This is a genomic window from Paenibacillus sp. Dod16 (genome assembly GCF_049893405.1).
GTDB lineage: Bacteria > Bacillota > Bacilli > Paenibacillales > Paenibacillaceae > Paenibacillus_AQ.
This window is the reverse complement of the sequence record NZ_JBNDYG010000003.1, coordinates 100328-117687: the sequence shown is the minus strand read 5'-3', so window position 1 is coordinate 117687 and position 17360 is coordinate 100328. Positions and strand designations below refer to the sequence as shown.

Sequence of the window (17360 nt, the reverse complement as noted above, 5' to 3'; positions counted from 1 at the left end):
GACAAAAAATCTTGAAGCCTGGTTTTTTTTAATCGATACATGATGTTTGAGGATTTGCACTGTATGCACTTAATGTTAGATTATATTACACAAACTTCGTTTTTTATGAAAATAATCGTTGCAGATTTTGGTTAACCCCCCTATAATGACAATATGAATTCAAGGTTATGTTATAATAGTTTACATTAAGGGGAGTGTAAAACATGGGAAAAAGATGGCTAGGTTTAATGGCGGGAGTAATCGCATTGCTTGCATTCCCGGCGAGCGCGTTCGCCGCTGATGGGGGAGCCACGAACGTTGAATTAACGGCTGGTTTGAACTCCGTGTTCGTATTCTTGGCAGCATTGCTCGTATTCTTCATGCAAGCAGGGTTCGCACTGCTGGAAGCCGGATCTGTCCGTATGAAGAATGCAGGCCACGTTGCAGGCAAAACATTCCTGACCTTCGGCATTTCGATCGTTGCCTTCTGGGCACTAGGGTTTGGCCTGGCATTCGGCAACGGGAACAGTTTTTTCGGATTTGAAGGTTTTTTCTTAAGTGGCGACAATGCGGCTGGCTCTTTTGATTCCTTGTCCGCTTACGATGTGCCGACAACCATTATGTTTTTGTTCCACTTATCCTTTGCGGCCGTATCCTTGGCCATCGCTTGCGGTGGTATGGCAGAACGGGCAAAGCTCAGCGTCTATATCGTGTTTGGATTGCTGTTCACCATCGTGATTTATCCGATTGTTGCTCACTGGGTATGGGGCGGAGGCTGGCTCGGAGCTCTGGGTATGCAGGACTTTGCCGGATCGACGGTCGTTCACTTGACAGGTGCTACAGCGGCGCTGGTGGCTACCGTTCTTCTGAAGCCACGGCTTGGCAAATATAATAAGGACGGGAAGCCTAACAGCATTCCGGGCCACAACCAGGTATTATCGGTGCTCGGCGTATTCATCATCTGGATCGGTTGGTTCGGATTTAATCCAGGCAGCACCATCTCCGCACTCACGGACGGCTTCTTCGGTTTTGTGGCTTTAAATACGAATATCGCGGCTGCGGCAGGTGCACTAGCGGCATTGCTGATCTCTTGGGCGGTTCTTGGCAAAGCAGATATTCCTAGCATGTTGAACGGTATTCTTGCTGCTTTTGTGGCCATCACGGGGGCCTGTGCATTCGTGGAACCTTGGGCGGCTGTTGTTATCGGTGCAGTAGCCGGTACGATTACCTTCTTTACGGCACAGTGGTTTGACCGCAAAGGCATTGATGATCCTGTATATGCATTCTCCGTACATGGTATTGCCGGTATGTGGGGGGCTGTATCCACCGGTTTGTTCGCAGCACCGAGACTTGTTGAAATTACAGGCGTAGGCAAAGAAGGTTTGTTCTACGGCGGGGGCTTCGGTCAGCTTGGCGTTCAGCTATTGGGCCTCATCGGTACGTTTGCATTCGTTCTCGTGATCTCATTCATTATTCTGTACCTCATGAAAATTACGATGGGTATCCGTGTAACGGAGGAAGAAGAATTAGTGGGTCTAGATATGAGCGAACATGGAACTTACGGATATCCGGAGCAAATGAAACTTCTGGCGGAATCGGAAGGGAAATTACCAGAGTTTCGTTCCGGAGGCAAAGGGGTACCTGGAAGCGATACGGCGTTATAAATATAAAACTCTAAATGGTTATTGATTATGTAATGAGGAGGCCGCGGCATGAAACCTCTGAAATCCGTAAATCTGTTTCCGGTATTCTCGGAAATTCAGACAGCAGCAACAGCCCAGCAATTACGAGATGAACGGATCGTTTGTCAGAACCATCTGATCGAGATGCGTCATGACATGGAGCTGAGAGAGTGGATCGCATCCGTCAATACGATGCACGATCTGATTGGACAGCGTGCCGCGGCAATCTGTGAGCAGGACATGTGGGAGGCTGGCTTGGGCCAGCCTCCTGCGCGTTATGCGTTTGTTGCTTTTGGCAGCAGCGGAAGGCAGGAAGCTACGCTGTGGAGCGATCAGGACAACGGTTTGATCATTGGCGATGAGCTGGAGGAGGAACAGCTTCCCTTCTTTCGGGAATATGGCCTTCGACTGGCGAACCTGCTGGAGTATGCAGGCTATCCCAAATGTTCGGGAAAAGTGATGTGTTCCGAACCTTTATGGAGTAAAAAGCTTGGCGATTGGAAAAATCAGATTAGCGAGTGGTGTGGAGACCAGCAGTGGGAGCCGATTCGCAATTTTATCATTGCTTCGGATCTCCGTCATATAGCGGGAGATGGCGAGCTAACGGAGGCATGGGCCGACCATTTCCGGAGCTCCGTCGAGTTGAACCCGAATATCGGCAATGCCGTGCTGCGCAATACGGTCAAGCACAAGGCAACGCTGAATGTCATGGGGCGAATTGTAACGGAGCGGTTTGGTGAGCATGCCGGTGAATTTGACGTAAAGTATGGCGTTTATATTCCACTTGTAAACAGTATTCGCACGATGGCGCTCCAAAGAGGCATCATCGAAACCTCGACGCAAAAGCGGATGGAGAAGGTGATGCTGCTTGAGGGCGGCAACTTGCTGCTGGAAAGCGTGCAGCGTGCTTTTTTTACGGCGCTTCGGCTGAGAAATAACACGCCCCATCGGCTGGAGAACGGGCTGATCACGAGCAGCGGGTATATCCCGCAGGAGCAGCTCAAGAACAAAACCATGCAGTACGAGCTTCGCGATACGCTTGGTGTGGTCAGACGGATACACCGGTCATTGCAGCGAGAGCACCGTTTTGCGGAGAGGAGGAACCCATGACTGAACCGGGACAATCGAACGGGGGCTTCTGGAGATCCCTCCGTTCGGGTAACTTTAATTCTGCCATCGCCTCTATGCGCGGGGCGCAGACGGCGCAGCAGCTGGCGTTCATCCGATCCCAGATGAAGGATAACCGGAGGCCGGAGGTTCTGGGTACCCCGCTGGACGAGCTGGAGGTTATTGTGTTTGATCTGGAGTCGACGGGGTTCAATCACCAGCACGGCGATGAAATTTTGTCATTCGGTGCTATCAAGGTCATCGGCGAGCAAGTGATCGAGAACGAAACCTTTCATATGATTGTTAACAGCGGTGCTCCTGTTCCCCCATTCATTGCTGAGCTGACAGGAATTACGCAGCATATGGTTGATGCAGCCCCGCCCTTAATGGAGGGGCTGCATGATTTTATGGCTTTTATAGGAGGCAGGGTGCTTGTTGCCCATGCCGCTGCGCATGACCGCGGATTCCTGAACGCAGCCTTGTGGAAGACGTCAAAGGTTCGATTAACCCATCGGCTCCTTGATACGATGATGCTCGCGCAGAGATTATATCCTGAGCAGAAGGACTACAGTCTGGATGAGCTGCTGCGGAGCAGCGGCATTCCGGTGGAGGGCCGGCATCATGCTCTGTCCGACGCGCGAATGACTGCCCGGCTGTGGGCGGATTATATGAAAGAAATTCAGGCGCGCGGCCATGCAACCACGCTTGGAGATTTGTATGTCTATCTAAGCGAGGCGTAACCGCGAATAAGATGGTTGCCGCGATAGCTTATTATTCTGATATGATCTTGCAAGGAATCGGGGCGAGGGAATAGAATTCCGATTCCTGCCGCACCCAGGAATGTGTCGGCAGATTGCTGAATAATTCTGAGGTCTCTTGTCCTCGAATAATTTTGTGAGTTTGAAGCTGTAATGGTTTTGAATCGGGAGCGTTTGGAGCTGCAGGAGATCCGATGGCATACACCTGGAGCAATCCGCCGAAGGACTGAAGCTGCAGCAGATCCTGGCCGGACGGCTCAGGGAATGTATCCGGGTGACTGTGAAACAATCCGACAATTCCTTTTTCAGTTAACACCAAGCGGGTCCATTGAACAGGGTCCAGATGAAAAGAATGCAGCGGAAACTCCGCTGTATTTTTTATGGGGATAAATTGCGTAACGGTTACTGATCGCCTTGCTGCGCTGGAGTGCCCGATAAGGACACCACAAGCTTCCTGTGGCAGACAATCATACGTATAGTCCGATATATGCTGTTGTACGGCCGCGTGCAGCAGAAGCTGCTCCAGGGCCATGTCAGACGGGTTCATCTTTTTCCCTCCCGGGCTATATTTTAGAGTTGATCACGTGTTTGAAAGATCAGGGTTTCAGGGTACAATAGGGACTATAACTAAGTTTAGCAAAGGAACCTATATCTATGAAACGAAACATCATCATCCTCGTTCTGCTGGTTGTAGCGGCAGGCGCTGTAATCTATAACCAAGCCGGCGACAATATCCAGGCTGTCTTCACGCAGGAGAAGCCGCTCCCGACGGAGACAGGCGCCAAAGCCGGACTGCTTGCCCCTACCTTCACCCTGAAGGGGATGGACGACAAGACATATGCCGGCGGCGGAGCGCGCGATAAAGCGATGGTTGTCAATTTCTGGGCATCTTGGTGTGAGCCGTGCAAACAAGAAGCCCCGGAGCTCGATAAGCTGGCGGAGGAATATGCAGATGAGCTGGAAATCTACGGCGTGAACGTGTCCAAGTATGATAATGAGAAGAAAGCGCGTCAATTCGTTAAGGATTTTGAACTCCGGTATCCAATACTTCTTGATCCGAAAGGAGAAGTGTTCGAGGAGCTGTATAAAGGTCAGGTCTTCCCGACGAATGTGCTGATTGATCGAAACGGCGTGATCCAGGAAATCATTCTTGGCGCTCCGGATCCCAAGGATCTTCGCAAAAAGATAGCTAAGTTGTTGAATTAATTGTGAAGCGAAGAGCGGCTGAAACACCAAAAAAGCGCGGCCTCCATGTGCATACATGGCGGATACGCGCTTTTTATATTGGATACATCCTTAGTGATTAACCAACCCTTGCCTTGCCGCGGACTCATGTACCTGCTCCGGTGAGATTTGACCGAGCAGCGCATAACGCATACTGTCAACCAGCGCTTCCCAGCTCGCCTCAATGACGTTGCTGGAAACCCCGACGGTGTTCCAGGAGTTCTCAAAGTTCTTGGACTCGATGAGCACCCGTACTTTGGCTGCCGTCGCATCCTTGTCATCCAGCACCCGTACCTTATAGTCAGCAAGATGCATTTCCTTGAGTGTCGGGAAGTATTGGACCAGCGCTTTACGCAGCGCGTTGTCTAGCGCATTGACCGGGCCGTTGCCTTCCGCTGCGGTGTAGATGCTCTCACCGGCAACGTTGACTTTGACAAAGGCTTCGGAAACAACCGGCTGGCCGGCTGACTTCTCTACGAGCATTTTGAAGGATTCGAAGGTAAACAGTTCCTTAAACTCTCCGTTCGCTTCTCGAAGCAGCAGCTCCAGGGAAGCGTCTGCCCCCTCGAATTGATATCCTTCATGCTCAAGATCCTTGATCTTTCCGATAATAAGCTTGGATTGTTCACTAGCCGGATCAAAGTTAAGACCCATGTCTTGTGCCTTCGATACGATGTTGCTCTGTCCTGCAAGCTCGGACACCAGCACGCGCTGCTTGTTTCCGACTTTCTCCGGTTCGATATGCTCGTACGTTCTGGAATCGCGCAGGATCGCCGAAACATGGATGCCTCCCTTATGGGCAAAGGCAGCGTTACCGACATACGGCTGGTTGACAGGCATATTGACGTTGGCGATTTCACTGATATATCGTGCGATGTTCGTCAGCGTGCGGAGGTTATCGTCTCCGATGCACTCGTATCCCAGCTTCAGCTGCAGATTCGGAATGATGGAGCACAGGTTGGCATTCCCGCAGCGTTCCCCGTAACCGTTCATCGTTCCTTGCACATGCTGGACACCTGCCTGTACGGCACTTAGCGTGTTGGCAACGGCAAGCTCGCAATCGTTATGGGTGTGAATGCCGAGCGGAGCGCCAGATAATGGACCCGCTAAAGATGCCACGATGTTCGAGATCTCGTGCGGAAGACTGCCGCCGTTCGTATCGCACATGACAAGCCAATCAGCACCTGCCTCCCGAGCCTTGGACAATACGGCAACAGCGTATTCGGGATTGTTCTTATATCCGTCAAAAAAGTGCTCGGCATCAAAAATCACTTCGAGGCCCTTTTGCTTCAGGAATGCGATGGAATCATAGATCATGGCCAGATTCTCTTCCAGTGTCGTCTGAAGCGCGGTGTGGACGTGGAAATCCCATGACTTCCCGACCAAAGTGGCCGCAGAAACGCCGGATTCCAGAATTCGAAGCAGATTGGCATCCTGATCGGCGATGGAGCCTTTGCGGCGAGTGCTGCCAAAGGCGGTTACTTTTGAGGTTAAGCCGAGATCCTGGACTCTTTTGAAAAATTCGATGTCCTTGCTGTTGCTTCCCGGGATACCGCCTTCAATATAATGAACACCAAGAGCATCGAGTTTCTTGGCGATTTTGACCTTGTCGTCCGCCGACAAGCTGATTCCTTCGCCTTGGGTTCCGTCGCGAAGTGTCGTATCAAAGATGGAAATGGACTTAGACATGATGTCCTCCTTTGGGTGTCCGGGATTGGACCGCATTGTTTATAATTTTGTATTATAACATTTCTTTGCGGGAAAGTAACAGAGTAAAAAACAAACTTTACCCCGCGGGGCTTATTCTTGACCCGTGTTAAGGGGAGCAGTATGCTTGAGGCGTTAGGCTGGCAGTTATGCGATCATGATCCTACGAACAAGACGTTAGGGCACACAAGGTCCTAAACAAGTTATAATGGAACACATAGAAATGATAGAATCATCAACCCGACTGCGAAAAGACGGGGGCATGATATAGGGAAGAACCGTATCATAAGAAAGAAGGAATTCTGCGTGGGACATATCGACAATTATTATCCGGCCAGCGGCCGCGTTATACTACATGTGGATATGAATGCTTTTTACTGTTCGGTACACGAAGCGGAGGAGCCGGAGCTTTACCGGGGGAAGCCCACGGCTGTCGCAGGCAGCATCGAGCTGCGAAAAGGCGTCGTTGTTACTTGCTCCTATGCGGCACGATCCCTCGGGATACGCACAGGAATGAACGTGAGACAGGCGCTGCGGATTTACCCGGACCTGATGATCATCCAGCCGGATTTTCATCTGTACCGCAAGTATTCCAATGCATTTATGAATATAGCTTATGCTTATACGCCGCTGCTGGAAGCGACTTCGATTGACGAATGTTACCTGGATATCACGGGATCGAAGCAGTTCGGCACCCCCTTGGATATCGCCCGCGAAATTCAGGCGCGTATTCGCGAGGAGCTGTCGCTGCCTTGCTCCGTCGGCATTGCTCCCAATAAGTTGCTGGCCAAGATGGCATCTGACATGAAGAAGCCTAACGGGCTGTCCGTGTTGCGGATACGGGATGTCCCGCAGGTGCTCTGGAACAGACCTTGTGCAGAGCTGTTCGGCATCGGGAGCAAGACAGCAGATAAGCTGCGCAAGCTGAATATCCAGACGATCGGACAGCTGGCCGCCGCCGATGAAGGCCTGCTGACCTCGACTTTTGGCGTGATGGGGTCATGGATGAAACGGGCAGCCAGCGGCATCGACCATGCTCCTGTCGTTGCAGAGCGGGAACAGAGCAAATCGATCGGACACACGACCACGCTTCCGCAGGATGTTACATCGGCGGAGGAGGCGAGAAGGGTGCTTCTGAATTTGAGCGATCAGGTAGCGCGCAGGCTCCGCAGACAGGGTCTTGTGACCGGTGGCATACAGATCACGCTGCGTACACCGGACATGAAGACGATCACCAGGTCGAGGCATCTTGCCATTCCGACGGAAAATACCGAGGATATTTACCGGGAAGCGTGCGAGCTGTATCATCGGCACTGGAAGCAGGACAAGCCGCTCCGTCTGCTTGGCGTTACGCTCCAGCAGCTTGCCCCTAAGGAGGAGTCCGCCATTCAGCTGGATTTGTTCGATTACGAGAAACAGCCGAAGAAAGAATCGCTGACCCGGGTTATGGACGAGCTGCGCAATAAATTCGGGGAAAGTGCGGTGCTGACCGCTGGCATGCTGGGTGATGATCCGTCGTCTTTAATCCGTAATCATAAGCGGAGAGGAACATCTTTACAGATGGATTTTGTAAGGGATCTGGGGAACGATAATAAAAATGCCGATCAGCCGATCTCGCAGGATCCGGACCGGGATTAATCGCTTTATTTGCTGGTTGAAGATACTCCATATCCTTTGAGCACACCTGAATTTTGTCGGAAAATGTGAGGAAATTTATTTGTATTCCTAAAAAAATTGTATTAATATATGTAGATGGTGGCGGGAGACCGTCAGCTTATACTATGTTTATAGAGATGTTTATAGATATACAGGAGGAAGAGAGACTATGGCGAAGTTTACTTGGGTAGATAAAGATACCTGCATCGCTTGCGGAGCATGCGGCGCAACGGCACCCGACATTTACGATTACGACGACGAAGGCCTGGCAGAAGTCATTTTTGACGGAGACAACAACCGCGGGGTAACCGAAATTCCGGAAGATATGCATGACGATATGCTGGATGCCTGCGACGGCTGTCCGACAGATTCAATTCGGATTGCAGACGAGCCGTTTAACGCAGAATAACCAATACCGCTCGAGCCCTGATATTCCATCTTGAACTTATACCGACGCCCTCTGCCCGACAAAGGCAGGGGGCGTTTTTTCGTATCCACGATTCATACATAATTGGAGCGTATATTCCGATATACAGGATAATAGAGGTAAAAATGTTATAAAAGGAGGCTCCCGAATGAACAATTCGCTGTACCTCAAAAGATATGTGGAGACGCATCCTGATAATAAAATGGCCTGGTATCTGCTCGGCAAGGAATATGAGCAGGCCGGCGAACAGGGTAAGGCAAATTACTGCTATAACAAGGCGGAGGGGGTCTATGAAGCCTTCGAGCTTAGCCAGGTTCCGTCCGATATATGGAAAAATTACGAACAGCGCTTATTGGAGATGGAGAAGGATAAGGACCGCAGGCGAAAAAGAACCCGACGGTTGCTTGCTGCGCTGGTATTGTTGCTGCTCGTATTTCTTCCTTCGGCCCAGGCGCCGGGCTCCGTTCCGGGGGATTATGCATCCGATGTGTTCCCGCCGAATGAACCCGTATCCGCCTCGGCCGCTAACAACGAGAAGCGGGATTCGCGTAAAGAACCGCTGTACATCGCCGTTGCTTCCGGCCAGGGAAAGGATTCCGCCGGCGCACTGTCCTCATTGCTTCGGCATCCTCAGGAATTGCCGAATTGGTCGGTTGCACTGGGGATGAAGCCATCCGGCAAGTGGCAGTTATGGAGCAAGGACATGGAGCGTTTATACGGATTGCATCGGGACGCAAAGGGCGCCATTGCGATCAAGCCATATGAAGGAGCGGCATTGGAGTGTGAATGCGAGCCTGCGGATAGTTCGAAGCTTAAGCGAAGCGCGGGGCAATGGGCGGATCTGCAAGTCGAAACGGCCGTGCTGCAGGAAGCGGCCAACCAGTATAAGGCTCGGCATGGGCGCCTGCCTAAAAGCTTGAATGAATTGACGCAGCCGTATCCGAACAATTGGCTGTCCGGCCGATCGAAAGCCATGGAGGAGATGTTCGGAGCTTTAATGAAGCATAAGGCCCAAGGAGCAGGCGGCCATGAGGACCAGCCGGGGCAGCAGCCGCCTTGGAACGATCCGAAAGAGACGGGATACTGGGGGACATCGCCGAATGGGGATCCTTTTTTTGAGCAGCCGCTTCAGGTCATCATCGACCGGAAACATCATCGGCTAGCCGTTGTCAGCGGGACCGTCATGCTGCGCAACTATGCGGTCGGGCTCGGGGGAGCGAAAACGCCGCTGGGTGATTTTCATATCAATGACAAGGTTGTGAATCCGAACGGGACCACGAAGGGCCCCTATGGAACGCGGGGAATGCAGCTGTCCGATACGTTGTACGCCATACACGGTACGCTGGACGTGGACAGTATCGAAGCGAATGAATCCGAGGGATGTATCCGTATGCTTAAGGAGGATGTGGAGGAGCTGTTTGATCTGGTTCCGATGGGAACCGTTGTGAAAATTCGGGAAGGGGTTCTGCCCGAGGGCCTGTGGACGCCGAAAGATCGCTTCAAGCTCAAGCTTGCCCAGGGGCAGACCAACCCGGGCAAGGTGTATCACTGGCTGGATTAAGGCTGGGCGATCACAATCAGAACAATAATCAGGATAATAAGAAGAGCGATGCCGGAGCTGATCCATAGTATGGCCTTCTTATTAACCTCTTCTTTTTTCTGCTGCAAGGTCGGAGGTTTACGTTTGGCTGACATGTGCTTCCCCTCTTTCTCTCATGATCGTGATAATGATTTGTACAATCTTCCTTTATTGTAAGGCGTTTGTCCCGAAATTGCCATATCGCTTTCTCGCCGGGATGATCGCCCGGTTTATGCTGAAGAACTTTCTTTTTGAGGCAGAAACGGATAAACTGAAGGATAGAGAAATAACTGGATGAGAGGAAGAGTGGATGTGCTGTACCGCAACATAGGCAAACCTATATTTTTCAAACTCGATCCCGAGAAAGCTCACCACCTTGTGGTTGGCGGCCTTGGACGTGCCTCCGGCGTGGTTGGCGCAGACGCTGTCATGCGAGGGATGTACGGTGTTAGCGAAACACCGGATTTGGCAGTAGACCTGTTCGGGCTTCATTTCCCGACACCGGTCGGACTTGCCGCCGGATTGGATAAAAACGCTCAGGCCGTCAAAGGATTCTCCTCCATCGGCTTCGGATTTATGGAAGTAGGCACGGTGACCCCGAAGGGACAACCGGGCAATGAACAGCCGCGATTGTTCCGGCTTCCTCCTGACGAGGCACTCATCAATCGGATGGGCTTCAACAACGAAGGGGCCGAGGCGATGGCAAAGAGGCTGTCCGCACTCAAGGAACGCCGCATCCCGGTTGCCGTCAACATCGGGAAGAACAAGGCGACTCCGAACGAGAAAGCCAACGGTGATTACGAAGCTTGCATTCAAGCTTTATTTCCGTATGGCGACTTTTTTGTTGTCAACATCAGTTCCCCGAACACGCCGGACTTGCGCAGCCTTCAGCATGGGAGCGAATTGTCATCCCTGCTGGAAGCCGTGAAGAACGAAATGTCCCGCCAAGCGAAGATTCATGGAGGCGAGAAGGCCGTTCTGGTGAAGATTGCGCCGGATGTGAGCGATGAGGAACTGGAATTCATGGTGGATACGATCAGCGCAAGCGGCGTTTCCGGCATTATCGCCACGAATACGACACTATCGCGGGATGGATTGACGCACGGTAACGCCAAAGAAACCGGCGGCCTTAGCGGTAAACCGCTGCGTAACCGTTCGACGGAGATTGTATCCCGGATATACAGGCAGACCGGCGGTGCCCTTCCGATTATCGGGTCTGGCGGGATTTTCACGGCAAGTGATGCTTATGACAAAATACGCGCAGGCGCAAGCCTGGTGGAGATTTATACAGCACTTATCTATGAAGGGCCTGAGGTGAACCGCAAGCTTCATTCCGGTCTCCGGGAGCTGCTTGCACGGGATGGCTTCAGCCATATTTCCGAAGCCGTCGGCGCTAATCATCGGTAATGGGGTAAAGACAGGAGGCAAGGCGATGGACGTTAGAGACTGGGGAACATTTTTGCTTCCGTATGAGCAGACCGTTGAGGAATTGAAGGTTAAATTCAAGACGATGCGTTCCGAACTGAAAAAAAGAGAGGAATACGCACCGATCGAATTCGTAACGGGTCGCGTCAAACGGATCTCGAGCATACTGGACAAGGCGAAACGCCTCGATGTGCCGATGGACGAGTTGGAAACCGGGATTGAGGATATCGCAGGCATTCGGATTATGTGTCAGTTCGTGGAGGATATCCGGCGGGTAGCCGAATACATCCGGGCACGGAAAGACCTGACCGTATTATATGAGAAAGATTACATTACCAATTTCAAAGAGAGTGGCTATCGGAGCTTTCATATGATTATTGAGTATCCGGTGCAAACGGCTCTGGGGCAAAAGAAAGTGCTTGCCGAAATTCAGATCCGCACGCTGGCCATGAATTTCTGGGCTACGATTGAGCATTCGCTTAGCTACAAGTACCGGGAAAGTCTGCCGGATGATATTCGGGCGCGGCTGAAGAAAGCCGGAGAAGCGGCGAATACGCTGGATACGGAAATGTCGAGCATCCGGGAGGATATATTGGAGGCGCAGCGCCAGTTCGAGGATGATTCCAATATTACGACACAGGTGCTGAACGCGATTCACAAGCTGTATTTCTTTCATCTGGTCAATGAGGCGATTGCTTTTCAGAGCCGGTTTAACACGCTATTTCAGGATCATGACCTGGATGCGATGAAGGTGCTTCTGGACGAGGTGAAGGAGATGCTGGCCGAAGCCAAGAAGAAAGTAAACGAGCATGAGTTATGAACCGCTGTATGTCGCTTACCTCGTTTACTTTAACCGGGATCAAGACTACTTCGAATGCCATGAGGTGCTAGAGGAACTGTGGCTCGCGCGGGACCGCGATCCAAGGTATAAGGGGCTTCTGCAAGTAGCCGTCGGGCTTTTCCATTTCCGGAACAATAACGTTAGAGGAGCATATAAAATGTTCATAAGCGCTGTATCGCGCCTCGAGCGTTATCCTGGCGATGAACTGGGAATCTCGATGGGGAAGCTGGTGAGCGAAGTTCGGGAATACGCCGAGCAGTTATCTTCGTATGACGTTCGTCCGTTTCCCTACAGGGATTTGACGATCGAAATTGGGGATACTGAGCTTAAGCAGGCAGTTCAGTTGGCATCGGAGCGCATCCAGCCGAACATTCCGCAGCGGCGAAAGCCGGAGCGGGCACATTCCAAGTAATTGTGGGAACAAGTGAAAAAAGAGCTGCCTGTCTGTAGAGTAATCTACTTTTGGGCAGCTCTTTTTTTAGGATCATTATAGGATCAGGATTCGGTACCTTTATATTTGTTATCGATGAACTCCTTGATTTCCTCGACGGATTTTCCTTCGTCATGAAGCCGTTTGGCATCCTGCAGCTCGGTCAGGCAGATGCCGCACTGGGCGCCATGGTCCGTCCATTTGACTTCGCCGTCCTTATTCTCGGCGATGAAGCAGCGATGGAGGGAATCATGATAGCCGGTCTCCTCGTCCATGCAGCCGCAATAACATTTGATTTCCTTGATAATGTCCTCAAGTTCGCCGACCGTAGCATAGGTTGCTTGCGTATTGTCGGTATAATTGGACAGAAACTCCGGCATCACCGTCAGGCTGGCCGTTGTCTCGTATCGTTCGGAATCGGCGCCGTGCTGATGCCCGGCAGCGGATTCTTTACCGCCGCATGCAGTCAGCAGCATGCCCGAAATGACAAAGGTAAAGAGGATGGCGCGAGTGCGGTTCATTTCGTCACGCTCCCCTTGTATTTATCCAGGAATTGCTTGAAGTCATCGATGGAGTAGCCTTCACTGGAACCTTCCGGTTTCAATCCGCCGACCATGCGTTCTTTCTCTGCGCCGTTCTCGAAGTAGACCAGCGTCGGGGTGAACTCAATGTTGTATTCTCTCCAGCCTTCCTGATATTCGCGAAGGTTGTACTGGTGCATCGTAATGCCGGCATCATCCGCCAAAGGCATCAGTTCCGGGGTCGTCGCACGACAGTGCGGACAGTCGGATGCAAAGAAGTACACAAAGAAATTCTCTTTGTTGTCGACCTTGCTCTTCAGCTGATCCGGCAAAATGATTTGCTGGTAGTTCGGATCATTAAGGAGCTCCTGCGTAGCCGGGTTCAGGCTGGAGACCTTCTTACCGCCGTACAATTCGCTTGCTGCTCCTTGACCGTTCAAGAAAACGAGTGCAGCAATCAATAAGACGAAGACTCCGCCGAAGGCGTATAATGCGGTGTATTTATTCTTTTTTTTGCGGTTCATGGATCCACCCCCTAATGATTAATAATAAATAAGGACTTGTCCTTTTTAATGTAGTTTATTATACAATATTAAAAGTCGAAGCGGAACATGCGAATGTCTGCTTCAGCACAGTGAAAATATACTTCAAACGATACGATACAGAACAGGTAGGTACCTTGTATGGCATTACGACTGCCCTCGCCGTTTCTGGCGAAGATGAAATCGCTGCTTGGCGAAAACTATGACAATTTTATGAAGTCTTACGAACTAGCTCCGAATGCCGGCATTCGGGTGAATACGCTGAAGATCAGCAGAGAGGAATTCATGAAGTTGTCCCCCTTTGACCTTGCGCCCATCCCCTGGTGCTCAACCGGTTACTATACTCAGGCCGGGGAGCGTCCGGGACGGCATCCTTACTATCATGCGGGATTATATTACATCCAGGAGCCTAGCGCGATGGCTCCGGTCGAACTGCTTGGCGTAACGCCGGGGGATTTGGTGCTGGACCTGTGCGCGGCTCCAGGCGGCAAATCTACGCAGATTGCGGCCAAGCTGAATGGGCAGGGAGTGCTCGTCAGCAATGATCTGCATCCGGATCGCACCAAAGCACTGGCCAAGAATCTGGAGATGTACGGCGTTCGGAATGCGGTGGTGCTGAATGAGGACCCGGATCGGATTGCCGGGGCTTTTCCCGAATTTTTCACGAAAATATTGATTGATGCTCCCTGTTCCGGCGAAGGGATGTTTCGCAAAGACGAGTCCATGCTGAAGTACTGGGACGAATCCTCTCCACTCAAGTTTGCGGATATGCAGCGGGACATCCTGAAATCGGCGGCAGCCATGCTCCGCTCGGGAGGCCGGCTGGTGTATTCCACCTGTACCTTCTCGCCGGAGGAGAATGAAGGGATGATTGCCGAGTTTCTGAGCGAACATCCGGATTTTCGCGTGGTCCCGGTGGAGCATTCGGAAATCTTTTCCCCGGGAGAAACGGACTGGATGGCGGGTCAAGGGAATGTGAAGGACGATGTGCTTAAGCAGCTTGCCGGTACTGCTCGATTATGGCCGCATAAGGTTAGAGGCGAAGGGCATTTCATGGCCGTGCTTCAGCGGGACGGCGAGCTGGATAAACGTGAAGTTGAACAGGAACAAGCTCCAATATTCAATTCGGGCACCTTGGCCAATGAATCGCTTGCTATTTCCTCCCGAGCGGAGCATCCCCGTGAGCGTAAAGGAAAAGCGGCTTTCAAGGAGGAGCGCCCGGGTAAACCCGGGAAATACGGTAAAGATGCAGCGCGCCAACAGGCATCCCGCCGAAGCGTAATAGATTCTCAATCGGGTTCGGTTTCGATTAATCGGTTCCAAGCGTTTATCCGCGAGCAGCTGGATTTGAAGCTGACCGGATATCCTGTAACCTACGGGAACCATGTGTATGTATCACCCCTGCCGGAAGAGCGTCTGAAGCAGCTCAAAGTGATTCGACCCGGGTGGTACATGGGACAGTTGAAGAATGAACGGTTTGTACCTGGACATCCCTTGGCTACAGCGCTGCAAGCGGATGAGGCTGTTCGATATGTCAGCCTGTCCTCCGAGGACGGAGAAGCGGTCCGGTATTTGAAAGGGGAAACCTTGTCGATTCCGGAAGAGCGCGTGATTCGTCGATCGGGTGCTGAAGCGAAGGGTTATGTGTTAGTGTGTATAGACGGATATTCAGCCGGTTGGGCCAAATGGCAGACAGGAATATTGAAGAATGAGTATCCGGCAGGGTGGAGGTGGACATCGATATGAGTGCTAAAGGCAGAACAACGCTAAGATTGGACAAGGTGCTATCCAATCTTGGATTCGGCTCACGGGCCGAATTGAAGAAAAAGGCCAAACAAGGGAGCATCGTGGTCAACGGAACGGTGATGAAGGACCCCGGTAAACATGTTGATCCTTATACGGATATCATCGAGTTTGAGGGGGAGACCGTGCAGTACCGGGAATTCATATATCTCATGCTGCACAAACCGCCTGGCGTCATTTCGGCGACAGAGGATCTTCGTGACCGAACGGTGCTGGATCTCCTGGATGAGGAATATCTGATCTTCGAGCCGTTTCCGGTGGGCCGATTGGATAAGGATACGGAGGGATTGCTGCTGCTTACGAATGACGGTAAATTGGCCCACGAGCTGCTGTCGCCGCGGAAGCATATCCCGAAAACCTATGAAGCGATGGTAGAGGGCAGGGTGGACGATGAGGACGTGCGAATGTTTGCTGCGGGAGTTACCTTAGATGACGGGTACGTGACCTTGCCCGGAGAGCTGGTGATCCATTCCCATGAGGAACGAGGCGATGGAGTCCAGCTGTCCCGCATCTCGCTGACGATCCATGAAGGGAAATTTCATCAGGTCAAGCGGATGTTTGAGGCAGTTGGCAAAAAAGTCGTGTATCTCAAAAGAGTCAGCATGGGCGAACTTCGTTTGGATGAAAATCTCGAGATCGGAGCGTACCGGGAGCTGACCGAGCATGAACTGTCTTTGATCGGAAGGGCATGATTACGATAGAGAAATAGAGACTAAAGGATGGATGGAGAATGGCATATAAATTGGTAGCACTTGATGTGGATGGAACGCTGCTGAATGATGATCATGAAATCACGGAGAAAACGAGGAACACCGTGATGGAAGCCGCAAAACAAGGCGTGGAAATTGTACTGTGCACAGGCAGAGGACCGCTGAATTCGATTCCTTTTATGAAAAGCATGGGTTTAGGCGGTTATGTTATCAGTCATAATGGTGCGGCAACGGTAGAAGTGGAGACCCATAACATCGTGCATCAGTTCGGCATGGACCCGATTCAGCTTGAGCCTTTCATGCAATACTGCCGTGAGCACGGGGTGCATTTTGATGTGAACACCGCCTTTGAGATGTATGTGGACCAGGTGGAGGAGCTTGCGGGTCCGGTTCGTTCGATGTACGAGAACTATTTGATGCTGCCAAGCAACCTGCCGTCATGGGAGGAGCTGTCAGACCCGGTCGTCAAATTTACGGTCTTTGGCGAATCCGCCGATATCGACCGTGTCTATGCGGATTGGAGTCAGTGGACTCTTCCCTTCAACATGCTGCGAAGCGGAGAATACTTCATCGATCTCATGCATAGCCAAGCATCCAAGGGGAGTGCGCTTCAGCAGCTGGCTGCAAGAAGAGGTTATGAGCCGGACGAGGTGCTTGCCATCGGCAATTATTTCAACGATATTACGATGCTGTCCTACGCCGGAATGGGGATTGCGATGGATAACTCTCCGGTCGAGGTTAAGGCTGCAGCCAATGCGGTGACAACCTCGAATAACGAGGACGGCGTACACGAGGCATTGGTGAAATACTGCTTGTCGTAAATCGATTTTTTTATACATGAGAACCCGCCACAGGACACTTGGCAAAAGTGCCTGATGACGGGTTTTTTGCGTGGATTGGAGCCTGTTAACAGGTATCGCGCGGGGCATGGGGTTAAGCATTTCCTTCCAAATTTGGATTGACACGATG

The 17360-nt window shown here is 51.6% G+C and carries 18 protein-coding genes; 13 read left to right on the top strand and 5 right to left on the bottom strand.

Annotation, left to right across the window (positions count from 1 at the left end; genetic code table 11):
- The first annotated feature begins 203 nt into the window (after positions 1 to 203).
- Genes ACPV3A_RS02565 through ACPV3A_RS02555 form a run of 3 tightly spaced genes read left to right on the top strand, consistent with a single transcriptional unit; the run spans position 204 to position 3508 of the window.
- Positions 204 to 1643 carry an ammonium transporter gene (locus ACPV3A_RS02565; protein WP_071223102.1) on the top strand — a complete coding sequence of 480 codons (1440 nt, stop codon included), beginning with the start codon at positions 204 to 206 and terminating at the stop codon, positions 1641 to 1643.
- Between the two features lie 48 nt (positions 1644 to 1691).
- Positions 1692 to 2771: a DUF294 nucleotidyltransferase-like domain-containing protein gene (locus ACPV3A_RS02560; protein WP_426198047.1), complete on the top strand. Its 1080-nt coding sequence runs from the start codon at positions 1692 to 1694 to the stop codon at positions 2769 to 2771.
- Positions 2768 to 3508: a 3'-5' exonuclease gene (locus tag ACPV3A_RS02555; RefSeq protein WP_426198046.1), complete on the top strand. Its 741-nt coding sequence runs from the start codon at positions 2768 to 2770 to the stop codon at positions 3506 to 3508. The genes ACPV3A_RS02560 and ACPV3A_RS02555 overlap by 4 nt, the downstream gene beginning before the upstream one ends.
- Before the next feature lie 31 nt (positions 3509 to 3539).
- Here the strand turns inward: ACPV3A_RS02555 and ACPV3A_RS02550 are convergent, their stop codons facing one another.
- A complete protein-coding gene (locus tag ACPV3A_RS02550; RefSeq protein ID WP_426198045.1) occupies positions 3540 to 4073 on the bottom strand; it encodes a Mov34/MPN/PAD-1 family protein in 534 nt (177 codons plus the stop codon).
- A 107-nt stretch (positions 4074 to 4180) separates the two neighbouring features.
- On the opposite strand from ACPV3A_RS02550, the gene ACPV3A_RS02545 reads away from it, so the two are divergent.
- Positions 4181 to 4732 carry a TlpA family protein disulfide reductase gene (locus ACPV3A_RS02545; RefSeq protein WP_194543881.1) on the top strand — a complete coding sequence of 184 codons (552 nt, stop codon included), beginning with the start codon at positions 4181 to 4183 and terminating at the stop codon, positions 4730 to 4732.
- Positions 4733 to 4822: 90 nt separating this feature from the next.
- On the opposite strand, the gene cimA is transcribed toward ACPV3A_RS02545, so the two are convergent.
- Positions 4823 to 6439 carry a citramalate synthase gene (cimA, locus tag ACPV3A_RS02540; RefSeq protein WP_426198044.1) on the bottom strand — a complete coding sequence of 539 codons (1617 nt, stop codon included), beginning with the start codon at positions 6437 to 6439 and terminating at the stop codon, positions 4823 to 4825.
- Between the two features lie 324 nt (positions 6440 to 6763).
- Between cimA and ACPV3A_RS02535 the strand changes: the two genes are divergently transcribed.
- The 3 genes from ACPV3A_RS02535 (at position 6764) to ACPV3A_RS02525 (ending at position 10101) form a co-directional block, all read left to right on the top strand.
- The gene (locus tag ACPV3A_RS02535; protein WP_426198043.1) at positions 6764 to 8095 is read left to right on the top strand and encodes a DNA polymerase IV; all 1332 of its coding nucleotides are present in this window, start codon (positions 6764 to 6766) and stop codon (positions 8093 to 8095) included.
- A gap of 187 nt (positions 8096 to 8282) precedes the next feature.
- Positions 8283 to 8522: a ferredoxin gene (locus ACPV3A_RS02530; RefSeq protein ID WP_009594795.1), complete on the top strand. Its 240-nt coding sequence runs from the start codon at positions 8283 to 8285 to the stop codon at positions 8520 to 8522.
- Positions 8523 to 8688: 166 nt separating this feature from the next.
- Complete coding sequence (locus ACPV3A_RS02525; RefSeq protein WP_426198042.1) at positions 8689 to 10101, top strand: L,D-transpeptidase; 1413 nt, start codon at positions 8689 to 8691, stop codon at positions 10099 to 10101.
- Here the strand turns inward: ACPV3A_RS02525 and ACPV3A_RS02520 are convergent.
- Complete coding sequence (locus ACPV3A_RS02520) at positions 10098 to 10235, bottom strand: hypothetical protein (RefSeq protein WP_015736685.1); 138 nt, start codon at positions 10233 to 10235, stop codon at positions 10098 to 10100. The genes ACPV3A_RS02525 and ACPV3A_RS02520 overlap by 4 nt on opposite strands.
- Positions 10236 to 10431: 196 nt before the next feature.
- Between ACPV3A_RS02520 and ACPV3A_RS02515 the strand changes: the two genes are divergently transcribed.
- The 3 genes from ACPV3A_RS02515 to ACPV3A_RS02505 are packed head-to-tail and all read left to right on the top strand — an operon-like array spanning position 10432 to position 12797.
- Positions 10432 to 11526 carry a quinone-dependent dihydroorotate dehydrogenase gene (locus ACPV3A_RS02515; RefSeq protein ID WP_194544902.1) on the top strand — a complete coding sequence of 365 codons (1095 nt, stop codon included), beginning with the start codon at positions 10432 to 10434 and terminating at the stop codon, positions 11524 to 11526.
- 25 nt (positions 11527 to 11551) lie between these two features.
- On the top strand, positions 11552 to 12364 hold the full coding sequence (locus ACPV3A_RS02510) for a GTP pyrophosphokinase (protein ID WP_194543877.1): 813 nt from the start codon (positions 11552 to 11554) through the stop codon (positions 12362 to 12364).
- On the top strand, positions 12354 to 12797 hold the full coding sequence (locus ACPV3A_RS02505) for a DUF309 domain-containing protein (RefSeq protein WP_113060329.1): 444 nt from the start codon (positions 12354 to 12356) through the stop codon (positions 12795 to 12797). Before ACPV3A_RS02510 ends, ACPV3A_RS02505 begins: the two co-directional genes overlap by 11 nt.
- An 83-nt stretch (positions 12798 to 12880) precedes the next feature.
- Here the strand turns inward: ACPV3A_RS02505 and ACPV3A_RS02500 are convergent, their stop codons facing one another.
- Both ACPV3A_RS02500 and ACPV3A_RS02495 read right to left on the bottom strand, forming a co-directional pair.
- Positions 12881 to 13336 (bottom strand): PCYCGC motif-containing (lipo)protein, encoded by a 456-nt coding sequence (locus ACPV3A_RS02500; protein ID WP_071223092.1) that lies wholly within the window; start codon positions 13334 to 13336, stop codon positions 12881 to 12883.
- The gene (locus tag ACPV3A_RS02495) at positions 13333 to 13860 is read right to left on the bottom strand and encodes a thioredoxin family protein (protein WP_194543875.1); all 528 of its coding nucleotides are present in this window, start codon (positions 13858 to 13860) and stop codon (positions 13333 to 13335) included. The genes ACPV3A_RS02500 and ACPV3A_RS02495 overlap by 4 nt, the downstream gene beginning before the upstream one ends.
- 159 nt (positions 13861 to 14019) lie before the next feature.
- Here ACPV3A_RS02495 and ACPV3A_RS02490 point away from each other — a divergent pair, with 159 nt between their 5' ends.
- The 3 genes from ACPV3A_RS02490 to ACPV3A_RS02480 are packed head-to-tail and all read left to right on the top strand — an operon-like array spanning position 14020 to position 17212.
- The gene (locus ACPV3A_RS02490) at positions 14020 to 15624 is read left to right on the top strand and encodes an RsmB/NOP family class I SAM-dependent RNA methyltransferase (RefSeq protein WP_426198041.1); all 1605 of its coding nucleotides are present in this window, start codon (positions 14020 to 14022) and stop codon (positions 15622 to 15624) included.
- Entirely contained in the window at positions 15621 to 16373 is a 753-nt protein-coding gene (locus tag ACPV3A_RS02485; protein WP_194543873.1) for a pseudouridine synthase, read from the top strand. Before ACPV3A_RS02490 ends, ACPV3A_RS02485 begins: the two co-directional genes overlap by 4 nt.
- 38 nt (positions 16374 to 16411) lie before the next feature.
- Positions 16412 to 17212, top strand: coding sequence for a Cof-type HAD-IIB family hydrolase (locus ACPV3A_RS02480; protein ID WP_194543872.1), 801 nt, complete (start codon positions 16412 to 16414; stop codon positions 17210 to 17212).
- Positions 17213 to 17360: the final 148 nt, after the last annotated feature.

Excerpts from the sequence above, each read along its gene's own strand:
- ACPV3A_RS02565 (WP_071223102.1), top strand. The coding sequence starts at position 204 with ATGGGAAAAAGATGGCTAGGTTTAATGGCGGGAGTAATCGCATTGCTT.
- ACPV3A_RS02560 (WP_426198047.1), top strand. The coding sequence starts at position 1,692 with ATGAAACCTCTGAAATCCGTAAATCTGTTTCCGGTATTCTCGGAAATT.
- ACPV3A_RS02555 (WP_426198046.1), top strand. The coding sequence starts at position 2,768 with ATGACTGAACCGGGACAATCGAACGGGGGCTTCTGGAGATCCCTCCGT.
- ACPV3A_RS02550 (WP_426198045.1), bottom strand. The coding sequence starts at position 4,073 with ATGAACCCGTCTGACATGGCCCTGGAGCAGCTTCTGCTGCACGCGGCC.
- ACPV3A_RS02545 (WP_194543881.1), top strand. The coding sequence starts at position 4,181 with ATGAAACGAAACATCATCATCCTCGTTCTGCTGGTTGTAGCGGCAGGC.
- cimA (WP_426198044.1), bottom strand. The coding sequence starts at position 6,439 with ATGTCTAAGTCCATTTCCATCTTTGATACGACACTTCGCGACGGAACC.
- ACPV3A_RS02530 (WP_009594795.1), top strand. The coding sequence starts at position 8,283 with ATGGCGAAGTTTACTTGGGTAGATAAAGATACCTGCATCGCTTGCGGA.
- ACPV3A_RS02525 (WP_426198042.1), top strand. The coding sequence starts at position 8,689 with ATGAACAATTCGCTGTACCTCAAAAGATATGTGGAGACGCATCCTGAT.
- ACPV3A_RS02520 (WP_015736685.1), bottom strand. The coding sequence starts at position 10,235 with ATGTCAGCCAAACGTAAACCTCCGACCTTGCAGCAGAAAAAAGAAGAG.
- ACPV3A_RS02510 (WP_194543877.1), top strand. The coding sequence starts at position 11,552 with ATGGACGTTAGAGACTGGGGAACATTTTTGCTTCCGTATGAGCAGACC.
- ACPV3A_RS02505 (WP_113060329.1), top strand. The coding sequence starts at position 12,354 with ATGAGTTATGAACCGCTGTATGTCGCTTACCTCGTTTACTTTAACCGG.
- ACPV3A_RS02500 (WP_071223092.1), bottom strand. The coding sequence starts at position 13,336 with ATGAACCGCACTCGCGCCATCCTCTTTACCTTTGTCATTTCGGGCATG.
- ACPV3A_RS02495 (WP_194543875.1), bottom strand. The coding sequence starts at position 13,860 with ATGAACCGCAAAAAAAAGAATAAATACACCGCATTATACGCCTTCGGC.
- ACPV3A_RS02490 (WP_426198041.1), top strand. The coding sequence starts at position 14,020 with ATGGCATTACGACTGCCCTCGCCGTTTCTGGCGAAGATGAAATCGCTG.
- ACPV3A_RS02485 (WP_194543873.1), top strand. The coding sequence starts at position 15,621 with ATGAGTGCTAAAGGCAGAACAACGCTAAGATTGGACAAGGTGCTATCC.
- ACPV3A_RS02480 (WP_194543872.1), top strand. The coding sequence starts at position 16,412 with ATGGCATATAAATTGGTAGCACTTGATGTGGATGGAACGCTGCTGAAT.